General features: G+C 47.7%; 19 protein-coding genes. 1 reads left to right on the forward strand and 18 read right to left on the reverse strand.

Annotation, left to right across the window (positions count from 1 at the left end; translation table 11 throughout):
* Positions 1-106 precede the first annotated feature (106 nt).
* From OM416_RS06560 to pyrR, 12 genes are all read right to left on the reverse strand, one after another.
* Positions 107-1,558, reverse strand: coding sequence for an ABC transporter substrate-binding protein (locus OM416_RS06560; RefSeq protein ID WP_264928036.1), 1,452 nt, complete (start codon positions 1,556-1,558; stop codon positions 107-109).
* A gap of 20 nt (positions 1,559-1,578) precedes the next feature.
* On the reverse strand, positions 1,579-2,442 hold the full coding sequence (locus OM416_RS06565) for an ABC transporter ATP-binding protein (RefSeq protein WP_062835429.1): 864 nt from the start codon (positions 2,440-2,442) through the stop codon (positions 1,579-1,581).
* Positions 2,443-2,444: 2 nt separating this feature from the next.
* Positions 2,445-5,363, reverse strand: coding sequence for an ABC transporter permease (locus tag OM416_RS06570; RefSeq protein ID WP_264928037.1), 2,919 nt, complete (start codon positions 5,361-5,363; stop codon positions 2,445-2,447).
* The gene (locus OM416_RS06575; RefSeq protein ID WP_264928038.1) at positions 5,363-6,472 is read right to left on the reverse strand and encodes an efflux RND transporter periplasmic adaptor subunit; all 1,110 of its coding nucleotides are present in this window, start codon (positions 6,470-6,472) and stop codon (positions 5,363-5,365) included. The genes OM416_RS06570 and OM416_RS06575 overlap by 1 nt, the downstream gene beginning before the upstream one ends.
* Positions 6,435-7,382, reverse strand: coding sequence for an ABC transporter ATP-binding protein (locus tag OM416_RS06580; protein WP_264928039.1), 948 nt, complete (start codon positions 7,380-7,382; stop codon positions 6,435-6,437). Before OM416_RS06580 ends, OM416_RS06575 begins: the two co-directional genes overlap by 38 nt.
* 272 nt (positions 7,383-7,654) lie before the next feature.
* On the reverse strand, positions 7,655-8,296 hold the full coding sequence (pyrE, locus tag OM416_RS06585; protein WP_036674850.1) for an orotate phosphoribosyltransferase: 642 nt from the start codon (positions 8,294-8,296) through the stop codon (positions 7,655-7,657).
* Entirely contained in the window at positions 8,293-9,033 is a 741-nt protein-coding gene (pyrF, locus tag OM416_RS06590; protein WP_319951890.1) for an orotidine-5'-phosphate decarboxylase, read from the reverse strand. Before pyrF ends, pyrE begins: the two co-directional genes overlap by 4 nt.
* A 103-nt stretch (positions 9,034-9,136) precedes the next feature.
* The gene (gene carB / locus OM416_RS06595) at positions 9,137-12,355 is read right to left on the reverse strand and encodes a carbamoyl-phosphate synthase large subunit (RefSeq protein ID WP_047843734.1); all 3,219 of its coding nucleotides are present in this window, start codon (positions 12,353-12,355) and stop codon (positions 9,137-9,139) included.
* Between the two features lies 1 nt (position 12,356).
* Positions 12,357-13,499, reverse strand: coding sequence for a glutamine-hydrolyzing carbamoyl-phosphate synthase small subunit (gene carA, locus OM416_RS06600; RefSeq protein ID WP_047843735.1), 1,143 nt, complete (start codon positions 13,497-13,499; stop codon positions 12,357-12,359).
* Between the two features lie 423 nt (positions 13,500-13,922).
* The gene (locus OM416_RS06605) at positions 13,923-15,227 is read right to left on the reverse strand and encodes a dihydroorotase (RefSeq protein WP_264928041.1); all 1,305 of its coding nucleotides are present in this window, start codon (positions 15,225-15,227) and stop codon (positions 13,923-13,925) included.
* 126 nt (positions 15,228-15,353) lie between these two features.
* Positions 15,354-16,265, reverse strand: coding sequence for an aspartate carbamoyltransferase catalytic subunit (locus OM416_RS06610; RefSeq protein WP_264928847.1), 912 nt, complete (start codon positions 16,263-16,265; stop codon positions 15,354-15,356).
* Complete coding sequence (pyrR, locus tag OM416_RS06615) at positions 16,265-16,828, reverse strand: bifunctional pyr operon transcriptional regulator/uracil phosphoribosyltransferase PyrR (protein ID WP_017687330.1); 564 nt, start codon at positions 16,826-16,828, stop codon at positions 16,265-16,267. Before pyrR ends, OM416_RS06610 begins: the two co-directional genes overlap by 1 nt.
* A gap of 710 nt (positions 16,829-17,538) precedes the next feature.
* On the opposite strand from pyrR, the gene OM416_RS06620 reads away from it, so the two are divergent.
* Complete coding sequence (locus OM416_RS06620) at positions 17,539-20,214, forward strand: YhgE/Pip domain-containing protein (RefSeq protein ID WP_264928043.1); 2,676 nt, start codon at positions 17,539-17,541, stop codon at positions 20,212-20,214.
* 82 nt (positions 20,215-20,296) lie between these two features.
* Here the strand turns inward: OM416_RS06620 and OM416_RS31895 are convergent, their stop codons facing one another.
* The 6 genes from OM416_RS31895 to OM416_RS06645 all read right to left on the reverse strand — a co-directional run bounded on the left by OM416_RS31895 (position 20,297) and on the right by OM416_RS06645 (position 23,556).
* Complete coding sequence (locus OM416_RS31895; protein WP_413775746.1) at positions 20,297-20,509, reverse strand: IS3 family transposase; 213 nt, start codon at positions 20,507-20,509, stop codon at positions 20,297-20,299.
* Between the two features lie 52 nt (positions 20,510-20,561).
* Entirely contained in the window at positions 20,562-21,182 is a 621-nt protein-coding gene (locus OM416_RS06625) for an IS3 family transposase (protein ID WP_264928044.1), read from the reverse strand.
* On the reverse strand, positions 21,131-21,448 hold the full coding sequence (locus OM416_RS06630; RefSeq protein WP_264928045.1) for a transposase: 318 nt from the start codon (positions 21,446-21,448) through the stop codon (positions 21,131-21,133). Before OM416_RS06630 ends, OM416_RS06625 begins: the two co-directional genes overlap by 52 nt.
* Positions 21,449-21,575: 127 nt before the next feature.
* Positions 21,576-22,880 (reverse strand): DUF6080 domain-containing protein, encoded by a 1,305-nt coding sequence (locus tag OM416_RS06635; RefSeq protein WP_264928046.1) that lies wholly within the window; start codon positions 22,878-22,880, stop codon positions 21,576-21,578.
* A 78-nt stretch (positions 22,881-22,958) separates the two neighbouring features.
* Positions 22,959-23,279 carry an EamA family transporter gene (locus OM416_RS06640; RefSeq protein WP_319951891.1) on the reverse strand — a complete coding sequence of 107 codons (321 nt, stop codon included), beginning with the start codon at positions 23,277-23,279 and terminating at the stop codon, positions 22,959-22,961.
* Positions 23,266-23,556: an EamA family transporter gene (locus OM416_RS06645; protein ID WP_211175697.1), complete on the reverse strand. Its 291-nt coding sequence runs from the start codon at positions 23,554-23,556 to the stop codon at positions 23,266-23,268. Before OM416_RS06645 ends, OM416_RS06640 begins: the two co-directional genes overlap by 14 nt.
* Between the last annotated feature and the right edge of the window lie 11 nt (positions 23,557-23,567).

A 23,567-nucleotide genomic window follows, 5' to 3' on the forward strand; every position in this document is an offset into this window, starting at 1 on the left:
TATTCCTGCTTTTTGTAGAATACCCCATTTCCATAAAAATAGCCGCCAAAGATTAAAATCTTCAGCGGCTATCCTTAAAATGATGATATGACTACATCATCAAATCTCATTGAAACGTGGCTTTAGGGTCCTTTTTCAATTTCTCTAACATCTCGTTACCTTTAGCTGCCCACTCGCCAAGTGCTTCTTTTGGTGTCTTTTTGTTCTCAAGCACCTGGTTGAAATATTCCATGCCTTTTTCGTTTACTTGCCATAAGCCTGGAGATTTTTGATAGAGTTTATCCAGGTTGGTATTCGTTGGTGGGATTGGCTTCAAAGAATAGAATGCTTGAATGTTGTAATCCAGGCCATCTTTTGGCTTGATGAAGCTCTTACGGGATACCATCTCATAGCTGCTACGTGCCTTGATTTTCGCCCAATCTTCACTGTTCATGTACTTGATCAGTTCCCACGCATCATCCGGGTTCTGAGCGGCACTATTGATTGCCATCAGGTTGCTCAGATAGATGTTACCTCCGATTTCAGGCGCTTCCGGGTGAACTGGAGGTGTGACGACATCCCAATCTACCTTTGTAAAATCTTTCATCTTATCCGCATTTTTATTCGCATCAATCAATTGATTAATATAGCTGTAATCACCAATAACCATGGCTGACTTACCGCTCAGGAACAGATCACCCTGAACTGGATCATAACGTCCACTCGGATCCTGATCCTGTGGTTCGTCGCCTTTAGGGATAACTTTGTCAATCGCAAGTTTACTGATCGTGCTCCATACTTTCTCCCATTGAGGAGAATCCACAGTCATTTTTTCAGCTTTATCGTCAAACGTCTTCAGCTGCAAAGAACTGTAATACTGTTGCATGGAGTAGTACGGCGAACCGCCCTGATATGTGGTGAAGGAGAAACCAAATACATGGTCTTTACCCTCCCCTTTCGTAAGACGGGTACCCAGATTGAAGATATCATCCCAAGTCATGTTGTCTGTTGGTGGTTCCACGCCTGCTTTTTCAAACAAACCCTTGTTATAGAACAAAGCAGAGGAGGAGAAGGTTGGTGTCAATGCATAGATGCTCTGATCTCCAAGGTCCTTAATTCCCTCCAGCACACTAGGCACAATATCAGTGGTATCAAACTTGTCTTCCTGCATCAATGGATCCAGCTGTTTCACCAGATTCTCCTGAATTAATGATTTGACTGTTGCGGTATCCGCCACGATGACGTCAACCGGGTTATCCCCAGTCATAATCTTCTTCAGACTTTCCATCGTATCCGGGACTTCCGGCTGTTCTTCGGTGTTACCATACCCATACATGCTGCTCTGATCAACAGCAGCTACAATTTCGATGGTTACATTGGGATGTGTCAATTCAAAAGCATCGGTGAATTGCTGACGGAAGTAACTATCATCCTGTCCTCCCCACAACGTAGCCACACGTAATACACGCTGCTCCGTATCCTTGGCCTCACTTGCCGTACAGCCGGCAATTAGCGGCAGTGCCAGTGTTGCTGTAGCCATAATGGCCAGCACCCGTTTTCCCCATAACTTGTTTTTCATCTCCCAGTTCCCCCTCTTAATTATCTTGGCGGTGTAATAACAATACGTTCACCGTCAAATTCCAATGTAGCCCGGTTATCAATGGATAAGGCCTCCAGATACTCTTTTGGCACCTGAAGCCGTCCTGCACGGTCAATAATGACAAATGCTTCGTGAATGTCCGGCATCCCCGCATCGGACAAGCTATGTTCATCATCCAGATTCGGGTTACGCTTTACAAACTCGGTACTCGTCAAACCGTCCCGAATCGCAACGATCCGGTCCACCTTGCCAGCAAGTGTCAAGTCATGGGTAACGATAACAATGGTAACGCCGAGTTCCTTGTTCATTCTGCGGAAAATTCCCATAATTGTGTCACATGTCTCGGAATCGACCGAACCTGTTGGTTCATCTGCAAGCAGAATTTTGGGACGATTGGATAATGAGATCGCAATCGCTACCCGCTGCTGCTCTCCTCCTGACAATTGATGCAATTTGTTATGCATCCGATCCTTAAGGCCCACCCATTCCAGTAACTGTTTCGCGTAAGCACGATCACGCTTCCCTCCCAGAATCATGGGTGTCTCCACATTTTCCAGTGCAGTGAGATAAGGCAGCAAGTTACGACCGTTGTTTTGCCAGATAAAACCTACCGTATGACGTTTGTACTCGACCAATTGGGCATCTGTCATTTTCAGCAGATCCCAGTCTCCGACAACAGCCGTACCCGCAGTAGGTCGATCCAGTCCGCCCAGAATGTTCAGCAACGTGGATTTACCGCTACCACTGTTACCGATGATCGCCATCATTTCACCTTGATTGACAGTCAGGTTGAGGCCCTGAAGGGCAACGACTTCCACATCGCTGGATTTAAAAATTTTGACAAGTCCTTCGCATTGGATCACGTTTACCTCTCCTCTCCCATTTTGACCGCCTGGTGAACCCTTAGCCTGCGAATCTGCCAGAGCAACATTGTTGCACCAATAACCAGCATCACCACGGTGACCCCATACAATTGCAACATATCCTGCTGTTCAAAGACAATCCGGAACGGTGGTACCTGAGCAGATACATTATCCGTCGTTTGCAGGAATGGCAGGAATAATCGACTGGATACCTGACCTATTCCGATACCCAGGATGATCGACAGACCTGCCGTAAACACCTGTTCCAGCAGCAGCATTCCGCTCAGTTGTGCTCGGGATAAACCCATGGCCCGCAATACACCAAACTGCACAACACGTCCGGACAGGTTGAAGAACCAGTACAGCACGTATCCGATCAACGAGATAATAACCGATACCAGGAAACCAAGACTCAGAATCCCGAATACGCCGCCCCGTGATGGATGTTTACCCTGAGATACCAATTCAGTCCGTACATCACGTACGGATGATAACTCAATGCCTTCTGCTGCGAGTTTCCCCATTAATGGAGCCACTTTGGCATCCGGTTCCATTTTCAGCCAGACCTCATAAGGAATCAGAGGCACCTGATCATAGATATAATCCAGATTGGCAACAAAGAATGGCATCTGATCCGGATACTGGGCAGGCCAGTAAGGAATGATCCCAAAGACCACGAATTCAATCGCCTGCCCCTGTACACCCATGGAGACAAGGTCTCCAGTTTTGAGCTTGAACTTGTCAGCAAATTTGGAAGAGATCAATACGGCCCCTTCATATTTACCAAGCAAGTCAAGGTATTTGTAGGGATGTGCCGGGAACAGATCGTTGCGGAACCAAGCCACTTGAGCAAAGTCCACATTATCAATCCCGACCAGCATTCCCTGTCCGCCCGATTTACCAGAGACGATAATATTGCCCTTGGTCTGCAGCACTCTTGCTGCATGTTCCACACCATCTAATCTGCGGAACACTTCGAAGGGAGGTTCCGAGTAGATGACTTTGGTTGGTTGCGAAGAACCTCCGCCTCCACCTCCACCTGGAGCACCTCCTCCGCCACTGCCTCCGCCAGAACCGCCTCCACCACCAGAACCTCCGCCTCCGCCTTGTTGACCTCCACCTGAACCACCATTCTGTCCAGAACCAGGCTTAATCTCAGGCGTTCCTTCCCATACGGTCTGCATGATCACATCTGAACCATAACGGTACAGCGTACGCTCAGTCGAGTTCAGATCGATTGTCCGAGCCGCTGCCGAGTTGTACACCCCAAGACCGAGTGTCAATACGAGCAGGATCATCAACGGATAATAAGAAGAAGACGAACGCGATAGCTGCGTTAATGTCAGATATAACGGGACCGGGAGAAACTTGCGACCGATTAGCTGTATAAGCTTCAAGATCCACGGGAACAAGCGCAGGAAGAATAGTCCGAGCGCAAAGATCGCGAGTGCGGGTACAAAGAACAGAAACGGCTGTACTTGCAGCTGATCAGTTGTCATCCCGGTCTGGAAAGTCAACATCTGACGTTCATAGAACAGATAGTATCCATATCCAGCCAGACCCAGCAATAGAACATCCAAGAACCAGCGCTGCCATACTGGAGCGCGGTCTGTACGTGCTTGCCGCCGCTTGGCTGATACAATCGTTGCCCGTGCATAGGTTATCGCCGGGATGAGTGATGCGATAATTGCAACAAGGACCGCTGCCACTCCCAAGAAAATGGCCTCTTTCGATATGCCAATCGGAATGGACTTCCGATCTACGAATGACAGAAACCCACTTGCTGAACCGATACTTTTAGCCATAAACCAACCGAGCACCGGCCCGATAATGAGCGCGATAGCGCCCAGGAATATGCCTTCAAGCAGGTAGAGAGAGAAAATCTGCCGGGCTGAAGCTCCACGGCTGCGCAATACCGCAATATCACTCTCTTGCTTCTGTAATGACTGTCTGGCGTTCATCGCAATAAAATAAAAGACCATCGCAATCATCGGTGCTGCCAAGGTAAACAGCATGGTCTGCAATTGCAGACTCTGACTGCGGAACTGCTTGAGCAGATCACCGAAGGTGATGTCTACTTTCGTATCTTTCAACCGCTGATACAGGTCGATATCCAGCCTTTCCAGCATGGAGGTCAGACCCGACAACTGGCTGGTTTGAATTTCTTTCAGATCAAAGGCATAATACCAACGTGAATTCTGAAGTGGAATACCTTTTTCCTTCAGTAATACATCATTAAAGACTGATTCATCCACATAAAGTCCATTCATCATGCCGTCAAATCCCTGCACCCAATAAGGGCTGTTCGGATCATCCGCCTTGAAGGAACCCGTAATCTTCACACGTAATGTGATATCAAGGCCGCTATACACCGGATACTCCAGAATATCGCCGATATGCAGATCGTTACGGTACATGCCCTCTTCCAACATGACTGCCTCGATTGTGTCGTCCTTGACCTGGTTGCCAGGTTTCACCCCGGCAGAATAATTCACCTGTGCATCCAGTCCACTCATCGTACCCATACTCATACTGCGCACACGGCTGGCGTCCACTTTCGTTGGATCTTCGGGGCTCACCTCTGTGCTGCGAATGGATCTGGAATTCACATACGTATGAAAAGGAAACCCGATATCGCGAGGAACATCCTCACGAATATAACGATCTACTTCGTCCAGACCCCTTGTGTCTGTCTTCACACCACCAGGTGCCTGGTAACTCATCAGCAACGAACCCGCTGGCAATCCTTCACTGTTATCCTGTAGCGTCTGCGCGACGACCCGTTTCAGCGCACCATCGGCATACATTGGAATACTGACGGTGAACGCAACCGCCACAATCAATCCGATCAATGTGCTGAAGGTCATCCAGCGCGTGTTCCACATTTTGCGGAACAGCAGCCGAAGCAATGGCAGCCCCATTAGCGTCCCACTACTTTCTGGCCTACGGTCAGACCTTTCAGAATCTCAACGTCTGTCGACGTCTGCTGACCAACTTCAACGTCCACTTCACGCTTGCTGCCATCACTCTCCACCACTTGCACGTACGTTCTTGAACCAATGGAGCGTAAAGCGGATACAGGAATCACAATCGCGTTCTCCGTACGCTGCGTTACGATGGAGACCGATAGAGGTGTGCCACGTTCCACGCCTTTCGGCATTTTTTCAAGGGTAACAATTACATATTGATCCAGTGATTCTTTGACCGGAGGTGTTGCTCCTTCTCCCGATCCTCCACCACTGCCACTTCCCGATGCTTCAGCGATAGGCATGACTTTAATTTTACCAGCGACTTTACCCGCCCCATTAATGTCTACTTCTGCCTTCATACCCGCTGAAAACTTCTCCAGATCTTCCTTCGCAAAAGTGGCTGCCACAACCAGATTCGATGTATCTGCAATCGTAGCAATCGGATCATACGCTTTCACCGCTGCACCCTTCTCTACCTGCACAGCAATAACGGTACCCCCAAATGGAGCAGTCAGTGTGGCTTTGCCCAGTTGTTCCTCCAGATCAGCGAGTTCCTGGCGTAATTCTTCAAAAGCAATCGTTGCTTCTTCGAACTCCACCGGGTCCATCTCATCCTTCTTGCGGAGTGTTTCCTTCATTTGAACTTCGGACTTGCGAATAGCAAGTTTCTTGCCACGGATCTCCTTCTCTACACTCTCCACATCAAGCACGGCGAGAAGTTGACCTTTTTTCACTTTATCCCCCGGTTTAACATTCAACTCTTTGACATGCATGCCATCGAGCGTGAAGTACACCTTCTCTTCTCGCTGACTCATCATCTTGCCGCTGCCACTTACTTTTTTCTCCAACGTCTCTGTCCGGACTTCATATTCCGGTTTCTTGGAGATCGTTGGCGGCGTAATTGGTGGCAGCACTTCTTCCTCTGTTTCTGACGGCAGCAATGAGCAGCCGGACATCGTTGCAACCATTATCGCACCAAGTACAATAAGTGCTGCGCGTTTCCCCCTCTTCGGAGCGGCCCCTTTACTTGATAAATCTGCCGTCCGCCATTTCATAAACATGGTCCGCAACCTCCAAAATTGTAGGATCGTGTGTAGTCATACATATCGTTACTTGTTCTACTTCAATAATATTGCGGAATACGGCCATCACCTGCGCACCCATTTTGGAATCCAGTTCCGCCGTAGGTTCATCCGCAAGCAACAATCGAGGTCTATGGGCAATCGCCTTGGCTATAGCCACACGCTGCTGCTCTCCCCCGGACATCTCGAATGGACGGTGCTTCACCCGTTTGGATAGTCCAACCAGATCCAGACAATGGCCAACCCTGTCCTTCCACTCTGCTCGCGGTACATCCGCCATGCGCAGCGACAGCTCTACATTTTCCCAAGCAGATAATAAGGGCATGAGTGCATACGCCTGAAAAATAAAACCGATCTCCTTGCGCCGCAAAGCGGTCCGTCGCCGATCTCCCCAATCCTGAAGAGGCTGGCCGGAGAATAGTATATCTCCGCTAGAAGGCTGATCCAGTCCACCGAGCATATTCAGTAGCGTTGTTTTGCCTGAGCCTGATCGCCCCTTCAGCATGACCAGTTGTTGCGGATTCACTTCCATATCAATGCCTTTGAGCACATGGATGATGCGACTGCCTGTCTGGAAACTGCGATGTACGTTACGCACCTCCAGTACAGGTCCATCATATGGAGGCAGCATATCCTTCTTCGGTTTGATCTTCTTCTGGGGTTCATCAACGGTAGTGACAGCAGCCGCTGCCACTTCATCCGAAGCGATATCACTTTCAGGTGAAAGAGGTTCACTCGTCGGGGGAACGTTCTCATTGTTGTATGTATTTTCTCCCGGTTCCGTCGATGCGTCCAGCGGTGTTTCCTCCTGTTGATGTTCATCGCCTGACTGGCTCTTGGCAGGTCTTTTTCTGAGAAATAAATTCTTCATGCCAGCAATCACGCTCATCCTTTCTTGAAATCCCGTTCATTTCTTCAAAAAACCTAAAATTAGAAATCTGTTCCATCCTACACTGAATTATAAACGACCGATCACAACTAAAAGTTACAAGCTTTTTACAACGGCAGAGTGAAAAAGTTAATATTTTGATGAACAAACGAAAAAAGCACCCCAAAGTGCGGGATGCCTCTTGTATATTCGATGGTTTTGCCGCTATGACGGCAATCATTACAATTTTGATACCGTTCATTCCTGAACATTTTTTCGGGGTATCAATGATATTATTTACCAAATGAAGAAGGATCTTCACGCCAAGATTTAAGCAATTCAAAATCACTCTCCTGAATCGTTCCCTGAGCCAAAGCCACATCCATCAGAGCCGTGTAATTAGACAGCGTCTGAAGTGGAATTCCTGCGTCTTCGAATGCTTTAACGCCTTTATCCAGCTGGTAGCTGAAGATCGCAAGCACGGCGAGAGGTGTTGCACCTGCTACGCGTACGGCTTCGGCTGCTTTGATTGAGCTTCCACCTGTAGAGATCAGATCTTCGATGACAACCACTTTCTGTCCCTCAGTAATCAGACCTTCGATCAGGTTCTCCTTGCCATGTCCTTTCGCTTTATCGCGAATGTAAGCCATCGGCAGATTCAGCTTCTGAGCCACCCAAGCGGCATGCGGGATACCTGCGGTTGCCGTACCTGCGATGACTTCTGCATCTGGATACTGGTTACGAATAATCGTAGCAAAAGCTTCAGCGATATCGTTGCGAATCTCGGGATAGGACATCGTTAAGCGGTTATCGCAGTATATTGGTGATTTGATGCCGGATGTCCATGTAAATGGCTGTTGCGGACGCAACGCCACGGCTTTAATTTTCAACAGTTGGGAAGCAATATGATTTGGAATCTCATTCAGTTCGATCATGCGTTTAACATCTCCTTCAAAATGGTTTCTGCCGCTTCTCGCGGATTGGGAGCGCCTGTAATCGGTCTACCTACAACAATGTAATGACTACCTCTCGCGATGGCTTCACCTGGCGTCAAGACGCGCGTCTGATCTCCCAGACCGCTACCCGCTGGACGAATTCCCGGTGTAACGGTGTGAAAAGCACTGCCGCACGCTGCCCGAATTGCGGGCACTTCCAGCGGGGAAGCAACAACCCCATCCAGTCCGGCCTCTTGGGCCAGTCCAGCATAACGAACCACAGCAGCTTCCACACTTCCCGGAATGCCAATCTCGGTATTCATCGTCTCCAGGCTTGTACTGGTCAATTGGGTCACTGCAATGATCTCAGGCTTGCTTAAGGAAGGATCAGTAGCGATTGCTGCCTCAGCGCCTTCACGTGCAGCACGCATCATGATGGTTCCACCCGCTGCGTGCACATTGAACATGTCTACACCCAGACGTGTGATACTCTCAGCGCCGCCACGAACGGTGTTGGGAATGTCATGCATTTTCACATCCAGAAAAACGGAGTAGCCTTTGGATTTCAGCTCCCGAATAAAGTCCGGTCCTGCTGCGTAGAACAGCTGCATGCCCACCTTCAGATAACAGGGAATGCCTTCAAGAGCTTGTACCAATGCTTTCGCTTCTTCCGCTCCAGGGTAATCCAGTGCCACCATCAGACGGCCAGCCATTTCATTGAAATTCGTGTCATTCATTACCAGCGCTCCCCTCCACTTACTCATTTTTTCCGTTTTTGCCCGATATAAAGGACATCCCGCCAGCCCGCAGGCTGACTGATGTCCTTCATCAGAGAGTTATTTATTTTACAAAGACAGGCATTGCTTCCGAAGAGAAGTTGATCGTTTGCAGCATGATCAGCAGCGCACGAATCGTATCCAATGAAGTCATACATACAATGCCGTTCTCTACCGCTTCACGACGAATTCGGAATCCATCACGTTGCGGTGTTTTGCCTTTGGTGAGTGTGTTGAAGACAAAGTTCGCTTCGCCGCTGCGAATCATATCGAGAATGTTCGGCGAACCTTCACTTAATTTGTTCACAGTCGTTACCGGAATGTTTGCCGCTTCAAGCGCAGCTGCTGTTCCGCCGGTAGCCATGATTTTGTAACCCAGTCTGTAGAAACCTTCGAGCAAAGGAACTGCTTCGTCTTTGTCTTTGTCTGCTACAGTTACTACGATCGCTCCGGTTGCCGGAATTTTCATTCCTGCGCCGATGAGACCTTTGAACAACGCTTTAGCGTAATTCGGGTCACGACCCATAACCTCACCTGTGGACTTCATCTCAGGTCCGAGGGTTGGTTCTACACGACGCAGCTTCGCAAAGGAGAAGACCGGAACTTTAACAGATACATGATCCGATTCAGGCCACAGTCCATCGACATAACCAAGATCTTTCAGTTTCACACCCAGAATGGCTTGTGTTGCCAAGTTCGCCATCGGAATATTGGTTACTTTGCTCAAGAATGGCACGGTACGGGATGAACGCGGGTTCACCTCGATGATGTACACTTGACCATCATGGATAACAAACTGGATGTTGACCAAACCTACCGTTTTCAGTTCTTTCGCAATTTTGATTGTAATCTCTACAATTTTCTCTTTCAAGTCCTGGGACAGGTGTTGAGGAGGATATACCGCGATGGAGTCACCAGAGTGAACCCCTGCACGCTCGATATGTTCCATGATTCCCGGAATCAATACCGTTTCACCATCACAGATGGCGTCAACCTCAACTTCTTTACCCATCATGTAACGGTCGATCAAGACCGGATGCTCCGGATTGATTTTAACCGCCTGTTCCATGTATGTCAGCAATTCTGCATCAGAGTATACAATCTCCATCGCACGACCGCCGAGTACATAGGAAGGACGCACCAGTACCGGGTAGCCCAGACTTTGAGCTGTTTCTACCGCATCATCAACGGAAATGACCGTTTTACCTTTCGGCTGTGCAATCTCCAGACGGGAGAGTAGACGTTCGAACTTCTTGCGGTCCTCCGCCTCATCGATGCTTTCCAGATCCGTTCCGAGAATGGTTACACCTGCATTACGCAGTGGTGCTGCCAGGTTGATAGCCGTTTGACCACCGAACTGTACGATAACCCCTACTGGTTTCTCCTGTTCAATCACGTTCATGACATCTTCGAAGAAGAGCGGTTCAAAGTACAGGCGATCTGATGTATTAAAGTCCGTAGACACCGTCTCCGGGTTATTATTGATAATGACTGCTTCATATCCTGCTTTTTGCAATGCCCATACTGCGTGTACAGTTGAGTAGTCGAACTCGATCCCTTGACCGATCCGGATTGGTCCTGAACCCAGTACCACAACTTTTTTCTTGTCTGAAGGGATTACTTCATTTTCTGTCTCGTAAGTTGAGTAGTAATATGGCGTTGTTGCTTCGAACTCAGCCGCACATGTATCTACCATTTTGTACACTGGGCGCAGGTTCTCTGCTTCCCGACGAGTTCTAACTTCCGCTTCAGTTGTTAATGTGCCTCCAGGTTGACCTTGCGCACGCAGTTCAGCAATGGCACGGTCTGTAAATCCAAGGCGTTTCGCTTGATACAGAATGTCGGAAGACAATTCGGATTCTTCGCGAATGCGATCTTCGAATGCGATCAGACCTTCGATTTTGTCCAGGAACCACCAGTCGATCTTGGTCAGGTCCTGTAGCTGTTGCAACGTATAACCTCTGCGGAATGCTTCGGCAATCAGGAAGATACGCTCATCATCCGCTTTGATCAGACGTTCATTCAAAGTAGCTTCATCCAGCGTTTCTGCATCCTTCAGGTAAAGGCGGTGTACGCCAATTTCCAGGGAACGTACTGCTTTATGAATCGACTCTTCGAATGTCCGGCCAATCGCCATCACTTCGCCTGTTGCTTTCATCTGAGTTCCCAGTTTACGGTTCGCCGAGATGAACTTGTCGAACGGCCAGCGAGGAATTTTGCTCACGATGTAATCCAGTGTAGGCTCAAAGCAAGCATACGTTTGGCCTGTTACCGGGTTCACGATTTCATCCAACGTGTAACCCATGGCAATTTTGGCAGCCATTTTCGCAATCGGATAACCCGTTGCTTTAGAAGCCAGAGCCGAAGAACGGCTTACCCGTGGATTTACTTCGATAACATAGTATTGGAAGCTGTGTGGGTCCAGTGCAAACTGTACGTTACATCCACCCTCGATGTTCAGGGCACGGATGATTTTCAAGGAAGCTGAACGCAGCATTTGATATTCACGGTCCGACAGTGTTTGACTTGGTGCTACGACGATACTGTCGCCTGTATGAACACCTACCGGGTCAAAGTTTTCCATGTTGCAGACAACGATACAGTTATCATTTTTGTCTCGCATAACCTCATACTCGACTTCTTTCATACCTGCAATGCTCTTCTCGACCAGACATTGCCCAATCGGGCTGTAACGAATTCCCGCTGCCACCGTCTCGCGCAGCTCTTCTTCGTTCGCACAGATTCCGCCGCCTGTTCCGCCCAGTGTATAGGCTGGACGCACGATGATTGGATAACCAATCTCATTTGCAAATTCAAGTGATTCTTCAAGTGTCGTTACGATGACACTCTCTGGTACAGGTTGTTCCAATTCACGCATGAGGTCACGGAACAGATCGCGATCTTCAGCTTTCTCTATGGATGTCAGTTGCGTTCCGAGCAATTTCACATTTTCACGTTCCAGCACGCCTGCACGAGCCAGTTCTACCGCCATGTTCAGACCTGTTTGACCACCCAGTGTTGGCAACAAGCCATCTGGACGCTCTTGACGAATGATTTGCGTTACAAAATCCAGGGTGATTGGCTCGATGTATACTTTGTCAGCCATATTCGTATCCGTCATGATTGTCGCCGGGTTGCTGTTAATGAGTACAACTTCCACGCCTTCTTCTTTCAGTGCCTGGCAAGCTTGAGTACCGGCATAGTCGAACTCGGCCGCTTGACCGATGACGATTGGACCGGAACCAATCACCAGGATTTTTTTGAGATCTTTGTTAATCGGCATGTTATTGTGCTCCTTTCACTGCGGCTGCCAGTACGGCTTGACGCGGCTTTTGCGGGTTAGTGATTTTGTGCTCACGAATCATCTCGATGAAGCGGTCGAACAGATAGCTGTTGTCGTACGGACCCGGGGCTGCTTCAGGGTGATATTGAACCGAGAATGCCGGGAATGATTTATGTTTCAGACCTTCAATGGTCTTATCGTTATTGTTGATATGTGTAACTTCCAGGTCTGTACTCTTCACAGACTCTTCGTTTACGGTAAATCCATGGTTCTGGGATGTGATGAAGCAACGTCCGCTCTCCAGTTCTTTTACCGGGTGGTTTCCTCCGCGATGTCCAAACTTGAGTTTTTCGGTGTCTGCTCCCGCTGCAAGTGCGAACAACTGGTGACCCAGGCAGATACCGAAGATTGGGTATTCGCCAAGCAATTCACTGATCATGTTAACTGCGTGAGGTACGTCTTTCGGGTCCCCAGGGCCGTTGGACAGTTGAATGCCGTCCGGGTTCAGGCGACGAATCTCGTCTGCTGTTACATCGTGTGGAACAACGACAACGTCACAGTTACGTTTGCTGAGTTCGCGCAAGATTCCTGTTTTCGCACCGTAATCCACGAGTACAATACGTTCAGCCGTTCCCGGGCTGTTGTAGACATGCTCCGTAGAAGTCATAGGCACCTGGTTGCGCAGCTCGGCGATGGTCGTGTCTCCCATCATCTCCAGCAGTTCTTCCACAGGCTTCGATCCTGTTGTGAGAATTCCCTTCATTGTGCCGTGGTGACGAATCCGGCGAGTCAACATGCGTGTATCAATTTCGCTAATTCCTACGATACCGTATTCCTTGAGCAGATTGTCTACGCTGTATTCCGCACGCCAGTTGCTTGGCGTTGGCTCATGACGACGCACGACGAAACCGTGTACGTATGGACGAATCGACTCAAAGTCATCACGCGTAATGCCGTAGTTTCCGATCAGCGGATACGTCATGGTTACGATTTGACCGCAATAGGAAGGATCCGAAAGCACCTCTTGATAGCCTGTAATTCCCGTATTAAAAACGACCTCACCTGTCGTTTCACCTTCAGCACCGAATGCTTTCCCGGTGAACAGTGTGCCGTCTTCCAACAATAATCTTGCCTGTGCCTGCATCCCATTTCACTCCTCTGTGTTTATCAACGATGAATGCATTTGGGTTGAACTTTCTGGAAACTTCGTGCGGCTCCGTGGGCAGAAAACCCTTTGATCGCTGTTATCCCCGGATTACTTTTTATCATTTTTCAAATGATGTAATCCGGTGATAAAGGCGAACGCTTTGCTTCTTCGGGTTCTTTCTGCCCACTCCGCAGTTACTTTAGTGTCCAAGTTCAAAATCATGACATTCAACTTTGCTTGTTTCGTATATTGGACTCTCGGCATAATCTGCCTCGAGTTAGTTGTAAAGATGTTACTGTGTAGAAGTTGTAAATTTAGAGTTATAATGACTTGTTGATTAAAGAGTTAAGAATTACTGTTACTGTTTTAAAGAGTTGAAGATATAGAGTTACTAATTTATCAATTTACTAAATTACCGTTTTACTGTTGTACCGTGTTATTCCACACGCTTTTGCCATCCACCCAAGTTTGTACGGCCCAGCCTTTCAGCTTCCAGCCTGTGAATGGTGTGTTTCTTCCTTTGGTTGCGAACGTTGCAGGATCAACTGCTTTTTCCTCGTTCAGGTCAATCATCGTGATATCCGCTGGTGCTCCTTCTTCCAGTTTGCCTGTATCCAGTCGGAATACACGTGCCGGATCAGCAGTCATGCGCTTAACCAGGAAGTCCAAGCTCCAAAGTCCTGTTTCTACAAACTTCGTGTACAGCAGCGGGAAGGCTGTTTCGAATCCAACGATTCCGAATGGTGCCAGCTCCATGCCTTTAGCTTTCTCTTCTTCACTGTGTGGCGCGTGATCGGTTACGATCATGTCCAGCGTACCGTCCAGCAAACCTTCGATACAAGCCTGCACATCACGTGGTGAGCGCAGCGGCGGGTTCATTTTCCAGTTGGCATCCATGCCCGGGATATCTTCATCCGACAACACCAGATGGTGCGGACATACCTCAGCAGTTACTTTAATGCCGATGGACTTCGCCAGACGAATCAGGCGAACCGACTGCTCTGTACTTACGTGACAGACGTGGTAATGAACTCCCGTTGCTTCCGCGAGCAGGATATCACGGCCCACGTGGATGGCCTCGGATTCATTTGGAATCCCTTTGATGCCGTGACGCTTCGAAAACTCGCCTTCCGTCACATATCCACCGACAACCAGTGAGTCATCTTCACAGTGTGCGATCACGGGCATATCCATGCTTGCCGCGAGGCTCATGGCATCTTTCATCATTTGAGCGTTTTGTACACCTACACCGTCATCCGTGAATCCAATAGCTCCTGCTTCTTTTAATGCGGCAAAATCGGTAAGTTCACGACCCAGCTCGTTTTTCGTAATGGCTGCATAAGGCAACACTTTAACCAGATCAGCTTCTTTGGCTTTATCCAATACCAGTTTCACAACTTCAGCTGTGTCTGTTACTGGTCTCGTGTTCGGCATGCAAGCGATCGTTGTAAAACCGCCTTGTGCTGCTGAACGAGCACCTGTCTCGATCGTCTCTTTGTGTTCGAATCCAGGTTCACGCAGATGCACGTGCATATCGATCAATCCTGGAATGACCAGTTTGCCTGATGCGTCTGTCACACTTTGCGCTGACTTTTCGGCATCCAATACGGCTTGGTCTTCCAGACCAGCGATCTTTTTAATTTTACCTTCATCTATAATGATGGTTTTCCGTTCAAGTTCCCCTTGTTGGTTCAAGATGTTCGCGTTCTTTATAATCTGTAGCATAATTGCCCTCCGCTTCGGTTCTATCCGGCTTACCAGGCAAGCCGGGTGATTTTCTTTATCGTGTACTCTCTTATTGCTCTATAAGAACTACCGTACCGTCAGCCTATGACCCACAGCCAGACCCTGTTACAGTTTCATCGCACGTTCCATAACCGCCATGCGGATTGGAACGCCGTTTGCCATCTGCGGGAAGATCCGCGATGCTTCACTCTCCACAACCGCGTCATCTACCTCGACATTGCGATTCACAGGAGCAGGGTGCATGATAATGGTGCTTGGTTTTAGGCGTGATGCCCGTTCTTCCGTCAATCCGTAGTGTTCGCGATAATCCTCAGCTGAAGTAATTAAGCCATGTTGATGACGTTCCAGTTGAACACGGAGCATCATGACTACATCTGCGTCCAGCGCTTCTTCGAGACCGACATAAGGAGCATGCTCTGCGAGTTCCGGTGCCTGCATCGTTTGCGGTGCACAGAAGCGTACATCTGCGCCAAACTTTTGCAGTGCCCACAGGTTGGAGCGCGCTACGCGGCTATGCAGAATGTCGCCAATAATGGAGACACGCAAGCCCTTCAGTTCGCCAAATGCTTTCCGCATCGTGTAGAGGTCCAGAAGTGCTTGTGTAGGATGCTCATTGTTGCCGTCTCCGGCGTTCACGAGCGGAACAGTCACTTTCTGAGCCAGTTGTTGCAGGACGCCTGCCGGTTTCAACCGGATCACCCCTGCATCAATGCCCATCGACTCAAGTGTGCGTACCGTATCGTAGATGGACTCTCCTTTTTCCACACTGGATGCGGCAGCCGTAAAGTTCAGCACTTGTGCGCCCAGTCGTTTCTCTGCCATTTCGAAGGAGAAACGGGTACGTGTGCTGTTCTCGAAGAACATGTTCGCAACGAAGCGTGATTCCAGTACAGGAACCAGTTTCTCTTTCTGCGCTTCCCAGTGAGCTGCTCTGTTCAGAATCGACTCGATCTCTCCTCGGCTAAGTTCCTTCAGTCCAAGCAAGCTCCGGTCTCTCAATGCTGGTTGTGTAATCATCATGCTTGTTCCCCCCGGTTCTGAGTGATTTTGACTTCGTCCTGTCCGTCCGTTTCCATGAGCGCAACCTCGATCTCCTCTGATTTGGAAGTCGGCACATTCTTACCGATAAAATCAGGTCGAATCGGAAGTTCCCGGTGTCCGCGGTCTGCGAGCACAGCCAGCTGAATGTTCTGCGGTCTTCCACAGTCCATCAGGGCATCCATCGCTGCGCGAATGGTACGTCCGGTATAGAGCACATCATCGAACAAAATCACTTTTTTGTTATGAATCGAAAGTGATTCAGGTGTCATAATCAACATTTCCTTGCGATTCGCTTTATTTTCATCCAAGCGGTCATCGCGGTAAGGAGTCACATCCAGTTCTCCCCAGGGTACTTTGGCGCCTTCGATTTCTTCAATCTTGGCCGCGATCCGTTCTGCCAGGTAGACCCCGCGTGTACGGATACCGACCAACACACAATCGTCGATTCCTTTGTTTTTCTCCAATATCTCATGGGCAATCCGTGTTAATGCGCGGCGGATCGCCGTCTCATCCATAATGACATGTGTCTCTGTGCTCATGCGTTCAGCCTCCTCAGGATTTCCCTCCAGATCATGGCCCCGTGACGAGGAGAACAAAAAAGACTCCTTGCCGTGTTTATTGGCAAGGAGTCTCCGAACTTCAGACCGCTCTGAAGAAAGTATACTCTCGGGGATGCATCGCTTCATTTGCCGCAGCAAAAAACGATGTATCGTTCACGTTACCTTGCCAGTCTCACGGGACTGATTTAAAGGTGCTATTCATGTCGTTCATATTGCAGGACCTCACAGGGTTCTGTAGTCAATATGTCCGTTTGTCTTCATGAATTATGACAGAAAGACAACCCCCTGTCAACACCTCACCATCGCAGGTGAAAATCCTCTGCTACGTTCTTCTTAGAATCAGCAGTTTGGCCGAAAAACATCCATGCACATTACATCTCATTGGTTATTCATAATTATACAACATTTCTGCATATTTATCCATAGGCAAATGAGAAATCCGATATAGCCAAAATAACCCTCTGACTATATTCAATGTGGAGATATATCCCTTCTTTTTAGAACAAACGGTGCGTTTCATCTTACGGAATATATGAAGGCTCTGCATTAGCTCCAAGTGAAATGGGTACAGTTTATAAACATGAACCCATTCATAGATGGCTAAATAAAGCCGATATACATACGATTCACCAAATATGAGTCATAGAAATAAGTTAAGCCCTACATTTATGTACATTTAGGAGGAAGTCATGCGTCACATTTGGCACGTTTACAAAGCAGACTGGTTGCATATTCTGAAAGTTCCCACAGGTATATTTCTAATTGTGGCAATAATTTTACTACCCGGGATATATGACTGGGTCAATGTGAAATCCGTCTGGGACCCGTACAGTAATACCCAAGGGATCAAAATTGCGGTGACAACTGAGGACAAGGGTGCGACTGTTGAAGGAACCAACGTTAATATCGGAGATGAATTGGTATCGAGCCTGAAGCAGAACGAAAAGCTGGGCTGGACTTTTGTGGACCAGGCTGAGGCTAATCGGGGTGTGCAAACTGGAGAGTATTATGCAAGCCTGCTCATTCCGGGGGACTTTTCATCCAAAATTACAGGCATCATTGACGGAAAGCTGGAGCGACCGGAAGTAATCTATACCGTTAATGAGAAGGTGAATGCCATTGCTCCAAAAATCACAGGCTCCGGTGTATCTGCGATAACAACGCAAATCAATGAGAATTTCACCGAAGCCGTTAGTGAGGCCGTTCTAACCAAGCTGAAGGAAGCCGGGGTTGAAATTAATGCGCAGCTTCCAACATTACGCAAGATGGAGAATGTCATTTTCACGCTGGAGAAAAATCTTCCGGCTATACAAGCCGCTGGTCAAAAGGTTCTGGAAGTAGAAAAAGCTATGCCTGAGATTGTAAAAGATGCTCAAAAGATCGTTGAAATCGAAAAAAAACTGCCTGAAATCAATGAAGCGGCACAATATGTGCTCAAGGTGCAGGAGTATTGGCCACAAATTAATGATGCGGCTTCCGAAGTGCTGGCTATCCAGGGGCGGATTCCTGATATACAAAAAGCTGTGGAACGCATTCAAGAAGTGGATGAAAACTTTGGTCAGGTATCAGGTGTCATCCAAACGGCACTGGATAAAACCGACAAAGCTCTGTCTATCGTCACGGCCGCAGAGCAAGATTTGGACAAAGTATCACAAATCGCTGGCAACGGGATTGAGCTTGCAGAGGGATTGAATCAGTTTGTGGATTCCAGTGAAGAAGCGTTTCAGGCGATTGGCCCTGCCATCCGCCAAAATCTGCTGCTGGTGCAACAGATTACTAACGCTGCAGGAGACGTATTTACACAATTGCAAAATTCGGATCTTAACAACCTGCCAACTGCAGAAGATCTCGACCGAATTGCTACGCGTTTAGGTATTGCGGTAAAACTCGTCGACAGTATGGCAGAACTACTGGGCAACATCGACAACTTGCTTCCAAGCCAACCACTTGCCGATAAAATTACACAACTGAACACCGTATCAGATAAACTTCAGTTGCAAATCCGCTTGGCTGGCATCATCAGTGATGCCATGCGTCGCAATACAACTCCACCGGCAGATGTCATCGCTCAGTTAAATACTCTCTCGAAGGATATTAGCAGCGGGATTGGCAATACCTTAAACACCTATGAAAGTGAAATATCGCCTGCTCTTGCAACTGGTGCGGATAAGCTCAGGTCTATCCTCTCCACTTCAGCAGAAACTCTACAAGGGGCAAAGGATCGTATTCCGGATATTGCCGACATTCTTGCATCAGCCAAAGAAGGGATTACGTTTGGGCAGACCGAGTTGAGGAAAATCCAGAGCGAACTGCCTGAAATACAATCCAAGATCCATGAGATATCAGAGACACTCGCGAACAAAAGTGAAGGTTTTATCCAAGCTTTGAACACCGTGTCTTCATTAATTCGAAACGATCTGCCCAAGCTGGGAACCAAACTGAACGAAGCGGCTAATTTTGTTCGTAATGATCTCCCTAATGCCGAGAAACAGATAGGCAAGGCATTCGATTTTGTACAGAATGAGCTGCCGGAGGTAGAAAAAGGAGTACATCGTGTTGCCACGCTTGTACGTGATGATCTGCCAGCATTGGAAAGTGCCATCAGCAAGGCTGCGGACAAACTCAGGGAAGTTGAAGGTAATAACCAGTTTGCCGAACTTGCCAAGCTTCTGCGCGGCGATATTGAGGAAGAGAGTGCTTTCCTTTCGAGTCCCGTGCAAATCAAAGAACAGCAACTTTACCCGATTCCGAACTATGGATCGGCAATGTCGCCATTTTATGGCGTGTTGTCCTTGTGGGTCGGTTCAACGCTGCTGATCTCCCTGCTTCGTGCTGAAGCCGAGAATCCGGATGGCAAGTTCCGGGGATACGAGTTGTATCTCGGACGTCTTGCTACTTTTCTAACCATTGGATTGCTTCAGGCGGTATGCGTCACCTTGGGAGATATATTAATCCTGGGTACTTATGTCGCAGATAAACTGTGGTTTGTCCTGTTTGCCATGCTGGTGAGTGCCGTATTTGTCACCATAACGTACACTCTGCTATCCGTATTTGGGAATATCGGAAAAGGGATTGCGATCATCTTCATGGTATTCCAGTTCTCCAGCTCGGGAGGTACGTTCCCAATCAGCATGACATCGCCCTTTTTCCAGGCATTGAATCCGTTCATGCCCTTCACATATGCGATCAGCCTGCTGCGTGAGTCGGTCGGCGGCATCTTGTGGTCTACTGCCATCAAAGATATTCTGTGGTTGTGTATGTTCATCGCGCTGAGCCTCATCATTGCCCTTGCTTTGAAACGACCACTAAGCAGTCTCACCAAACGTTCAGCCGAGAATGCCAAGAAGACCAAGATTATTGCTTAACTCTTTTGCTGGACACTCAATAAAGAAAGGCCATTGGACTTTCCTGGTCAAGACCCCATTTAGTAGACATTATAAAAAGACCCTAGGCTGCAAACTGGCGTCGGTACTCTACCGGCGTCAGTTTTTTCAGTTTCCGTTGTGGCCGTTTTCGGTTGTAAAAACGGATATATTTTTCGATTTTGCTTTGTGCTTCGCTAAGCGTTCGGATATGATAAGGATAGAGTCCTTCCGTTTTGAGATGCGAGAAGAAACTCTCCATCGAGGCATTGTCATAACAATTTCCTCGGCGAGACATGCTGATTTGGGCGCCAACCTTTGGCAGTATGTCGTGGTAAGCATGAGACGTGTTACTTACATCCCTGGTCGCTGTGAACGACTAATCCGGTCACGTCTTTTTGCTTCGCAAATGCCTTGCTGAATGTGCGGAGCACCAGTTGATTGTCGTTGCGTTCGCCTATTTCGTAGGCCACAATTTCGTTATTAAACAGATCCTTTATGGCTGAAAGATATATCCAGCGTTCTCCCACACGATACTGGGTAATGTCCGTTACCCATTTCTGATTCGGTTTTTCTGCACTGAAATCTCGCTTCAAGCGGTTCTCTGCTACACGCTGCGCAGGTGCATACGAGCTGTTGGAGCGCCGTTTACGACGGATTCGAGATTGAATACCGAGCATTTGCATCAGGCGGAGTACCTTTTTGTGATTCATCCAAATCCCTTGATCTTGCCAAAGGAATAACTGGAGTTGTCGATAACCATATTTGCCTTCATAGCGATGATACGTTTGAAGCACCTGTTTCTTCGCCTTGGCATCGCGATCGAATCGTTTACGTTTTACATAGGCATAAAACCCACTCCGGGACACGCCAAACACATGGCAGAGTTTCTGGATATCACCGTATCCCGCTACTTTTTCTATGATCTGAAATCTTTCTTGTTTGCTTCCTCCCTCCAGATTACCAAGCACTTTTTTAGCAACTCATTCTCCCGTTTCAGTTTTTGTACATAGCGGTCTTGATCCAAGTATTCTTTACGTCGACCTCGCTGATCCATCAGTCCAAACTCACCTTGTTCCCGATATTTTCGCATCCAGCGCTTCATACGTCCTGGATCATGAATCCCCAGATGTTCATTAATCTTTCGATAAGTCCACCCCTCAACCGTATGTAGACGAATAGCCTCATTTTTTATCTTCTCCGAATACGTTTTAAACTTTTGTCCCTTAATCGCCATAAAAAATACACCCCCTAGAATTTCATCGGCTAAACCCAGGGGTTTTTCCAATGTCTATTCTAAGGGGTGCACTTCAGTCCATCCCATGGCCTTTTCTTATTTTCTTATATACATCGATACATTTTTATTATTTCACTGCGCGTTCCTGTTCCAACTGATTATAGGATTGCTTGATTGTTGTTAATGTTTCGACATGGCGATAGATGTTGTTACTTGCCGTAATGATAATACATAACATGATCAAGCCTATAATCACTTTTTTCCCCAGTCCCGGACGAAGGCTAATGACGAAACCTCCACCCAACAGGAAGAACGCAAACAGATAATGCCCCGCATACAGGTACATATCATATTGAAATACAGCCAATCCAAAGCCCACGACTACATGAAGCAAAAAGGCAAACAGGATATATGGCATAAGGGTCCATACTTCCCTTTCACGAATGCCCTTAATGAAGCCCACGAGTGCCAATAGTAAAATAAAGATACCTGTAATCTGCACATAGATTGGATTGGAACGGGATAGATCCGTAACAAAGGCTGCCATGCCTGGGTCCAATAAATGCATCTTCGGTGTCAGCATCGGATTGATGGTCAGCATGATCAATGCTTTCCAGTGAACAGCGAACTGGAATGGTGTTGCATAGCTGGTTCCACCATTTTGAATGCCCAATAGCCAGTTACTCACCCAGCTGCGGCCTCCAAAGGCAACATACTGAATACCGGTAACTACGGCGATAATCAGAACCGCCAGTGCCATGATTCCAATGTACTTCTTCAGTTTCGCCTTATTGCGCCATGCATGCATATTGAAGAAAGTGGCAGCAGCAAACGGTACGATATTCGTCGAGGTTAGTCCGAAGTTAATGGACGCAAGCAATGCATTGGGTACATAACGGACGTCCTGACGCTCACGAGTATACTGCATGTAAACCACAGAGAGCATTATAACGAACTGAACATACGGATACGAGTCTGGAATCAATGCAGTATACATTAAGTAGGAACTGAAACCAAACAACAAAGCGAACAGCAGCGGTGTAATGGTCGGCTTGTCTTCTTTTTGACTCAAGAACAGAAACGCCAGCACCACCGAACCCGCATTCACCAGCGATTGCAGGACCAGGAAGAACCAGTTGCCTCCCAGCAGCTTCGCTACAGCCGCAAGGGTGACTGCAAGAAAGGAAATCAGCGGATGAATAACGGAAGAACTGTTGTCCCCATAATACATGGAAGGATCAAAGTTGAATAAATTGATTGGAAACAGCGTCGTATTGAATGGGCTATATTTCCCAAGCATATCTGCATTATTTTCAATATACAGAACATACGAGCCGTTCATTAAACCATAGAACAAAGCAAATCCCGCAAACAGAAAAAAGGCAGTCCCGTTGACTCTGCGATTATAAAATAAGTAATCCAAAAATTTCATGCTTTCATTTCACATCCAATAAATTTTATAAAAAAAATATATAATTTGAGTGCTCGTGTTATTAATCTTTAGTTCAACTTATAACACCAATAAACATAGGCCACCCATAATACATGCCACACCGATCCAGCGTAAAGGGCCCACTGTCTCTTTAAATACCAGCCGCGCTATGATGAGAGTCCACACATATGTTAATGCGTTCGCAGGCAACACTACGGTTAATGGGAGAAACTTCAACAATACAATGTTCAGTAATGCACCTGTTCCATAGAATCCAAGTCCCATGAGTACATGTAGACGATTGCGACTAGTGGCATAAGCTTTCAGTCCGGCCCCGCCCAGTGCACCACACAACGTCATGACAATTAATACGGCAACCATCCAGCTATCGATCAACACTGGTTAATGTCACCCCGATTCCAAGCAACACAACTGCTGCCAGCTTCTGCACCGTAATTTCTTCCCCAAGCAAAAAATATCCATAGATTAACGCAAATACATAGCTGGCACACATCAGAGGATAAGCAACAGAGAGTTTCTCCAGAGCAAAAGCTTTGATCATCAAAATCGCTCCTACTCCATAACACAAAAAACCAACACCAAGGTAGATCCACTCGGTTAGTCCCCATTTCCAGAACAATTGACCCGTTGCTGTCAGAAATGCGGAAACGAGCATCAACCATTTAC

The organism is Paenibacillus sp. LS1, from assembly GCF_026013365.1.
GTDB lineage: Bacteria > Bacillota > Bacilli > Paenibacillales > Paenibacillaceae > Paenibacillus.

Coding starts and splice junctions, on each gene's coding strand:
- OM416_RS06580 (WP_264928039.1), bottom strand. CDS start 7,382: ATGAGCGTGATTGCTGGCATGAAGAATTTATTTCTCAGAAAAAGACCT.
- OM416_RS06570 (WP_264928037.1), bottom strand. CDS start 5,363: ATGGGGCTGCCATTGCTTCGGCTGCTGTTCCGCAAAATGTGGAACACG.
- carB (WP_047843734.1), bottom strand. CDS start 12,355: ATGCCGATTAACAAAGATCTCAAAAAAATCCTGGTGATTGGTTCCGGT.
- pyrE (WP_036674850.1), bottom strand. CDS start 8,296: ATGATCGAACTGAATGAGATTCCAAATCATATTGCTTCCCAACTGTTG.
- carA (WP_047843735.1), bottom strand. CDS start 13,499: ATGCAGGCACAGGCAAGATTATTGTTGGAAGACGGCACACTGTTCACC.
- OM416_RS06605 (WP_264928041.1), bottom strand. CDS start 15,227: ATGCTACAGATTATAAAGAACGCGAACATCTTGAACCAACAAGGGGAA.
- OM416_RS06575 (WP_264928038.1), bottom strand. CDS start 6,472: ATGTTTATGAAATGGCGGACGGCAGATTTATCAAGTAAAGGGGCCGCT.
- OM416_RS06620 (WP_264928043.1), top strand. CDS start 17,539: ATGCGTCACATTTGGCACGTTTACAAAGCAGACTGGTTGCATATTCTG.
- pyrF (WP_319951890.1), bottom strand. CDS start 9,033: ATGAATGACACGAATTTCAATGAAATGGCTGGCCGTCTGATGGTGGCA.
- OM416_RS06635 (WP_264928046.1), bottom strand. CDS start 22,880: ATGAAATTTTTGGATTACTTATTTTATAATCGCAGAGTCAACGGGACT.
- pyrR (WP_017687330.1), bottom strand. CDS start 16,828: ATGAGCACAGAGACACATGTCATTATGGATGAGACGGCGATCCGCCGC.
- OM416_RS31895 (WP_413775746.1), bottom strand. CDS start 20,509: ATGTCTCGCCGAGGAAATTGTTATGACAATGCCTCGATGGAGAGTTTC.
- OM416_RS06610 (WP_264928847.1), bottom strand. CDS start 16,265: ATGATTACACAACCAGCATTGAGAGACCGGAGCTTGCTTGGACTGAAG.
- OM416_RS06560 (WP_264928036.1), bottom strand. CDS start 1,558: ATGAAAAACAAGTTATGGGGAAAACGGGTGCTGGCCATTATGGCTACA.
- OM416_RS06630 (WP_264928045.1), bottom strand. CDS start 21,448: ATGGCGATTAAGGGACAAAAGTTTAAAACGTATTCGGAGAAGATAAAA.
- OM416_RS06645 (WP_211175697.1), bottom strand. CDS start 23,556: ATGCTCGTTTCCGCATTTCTGACAGCAACGGGTCAATTGTTCTGGAAA.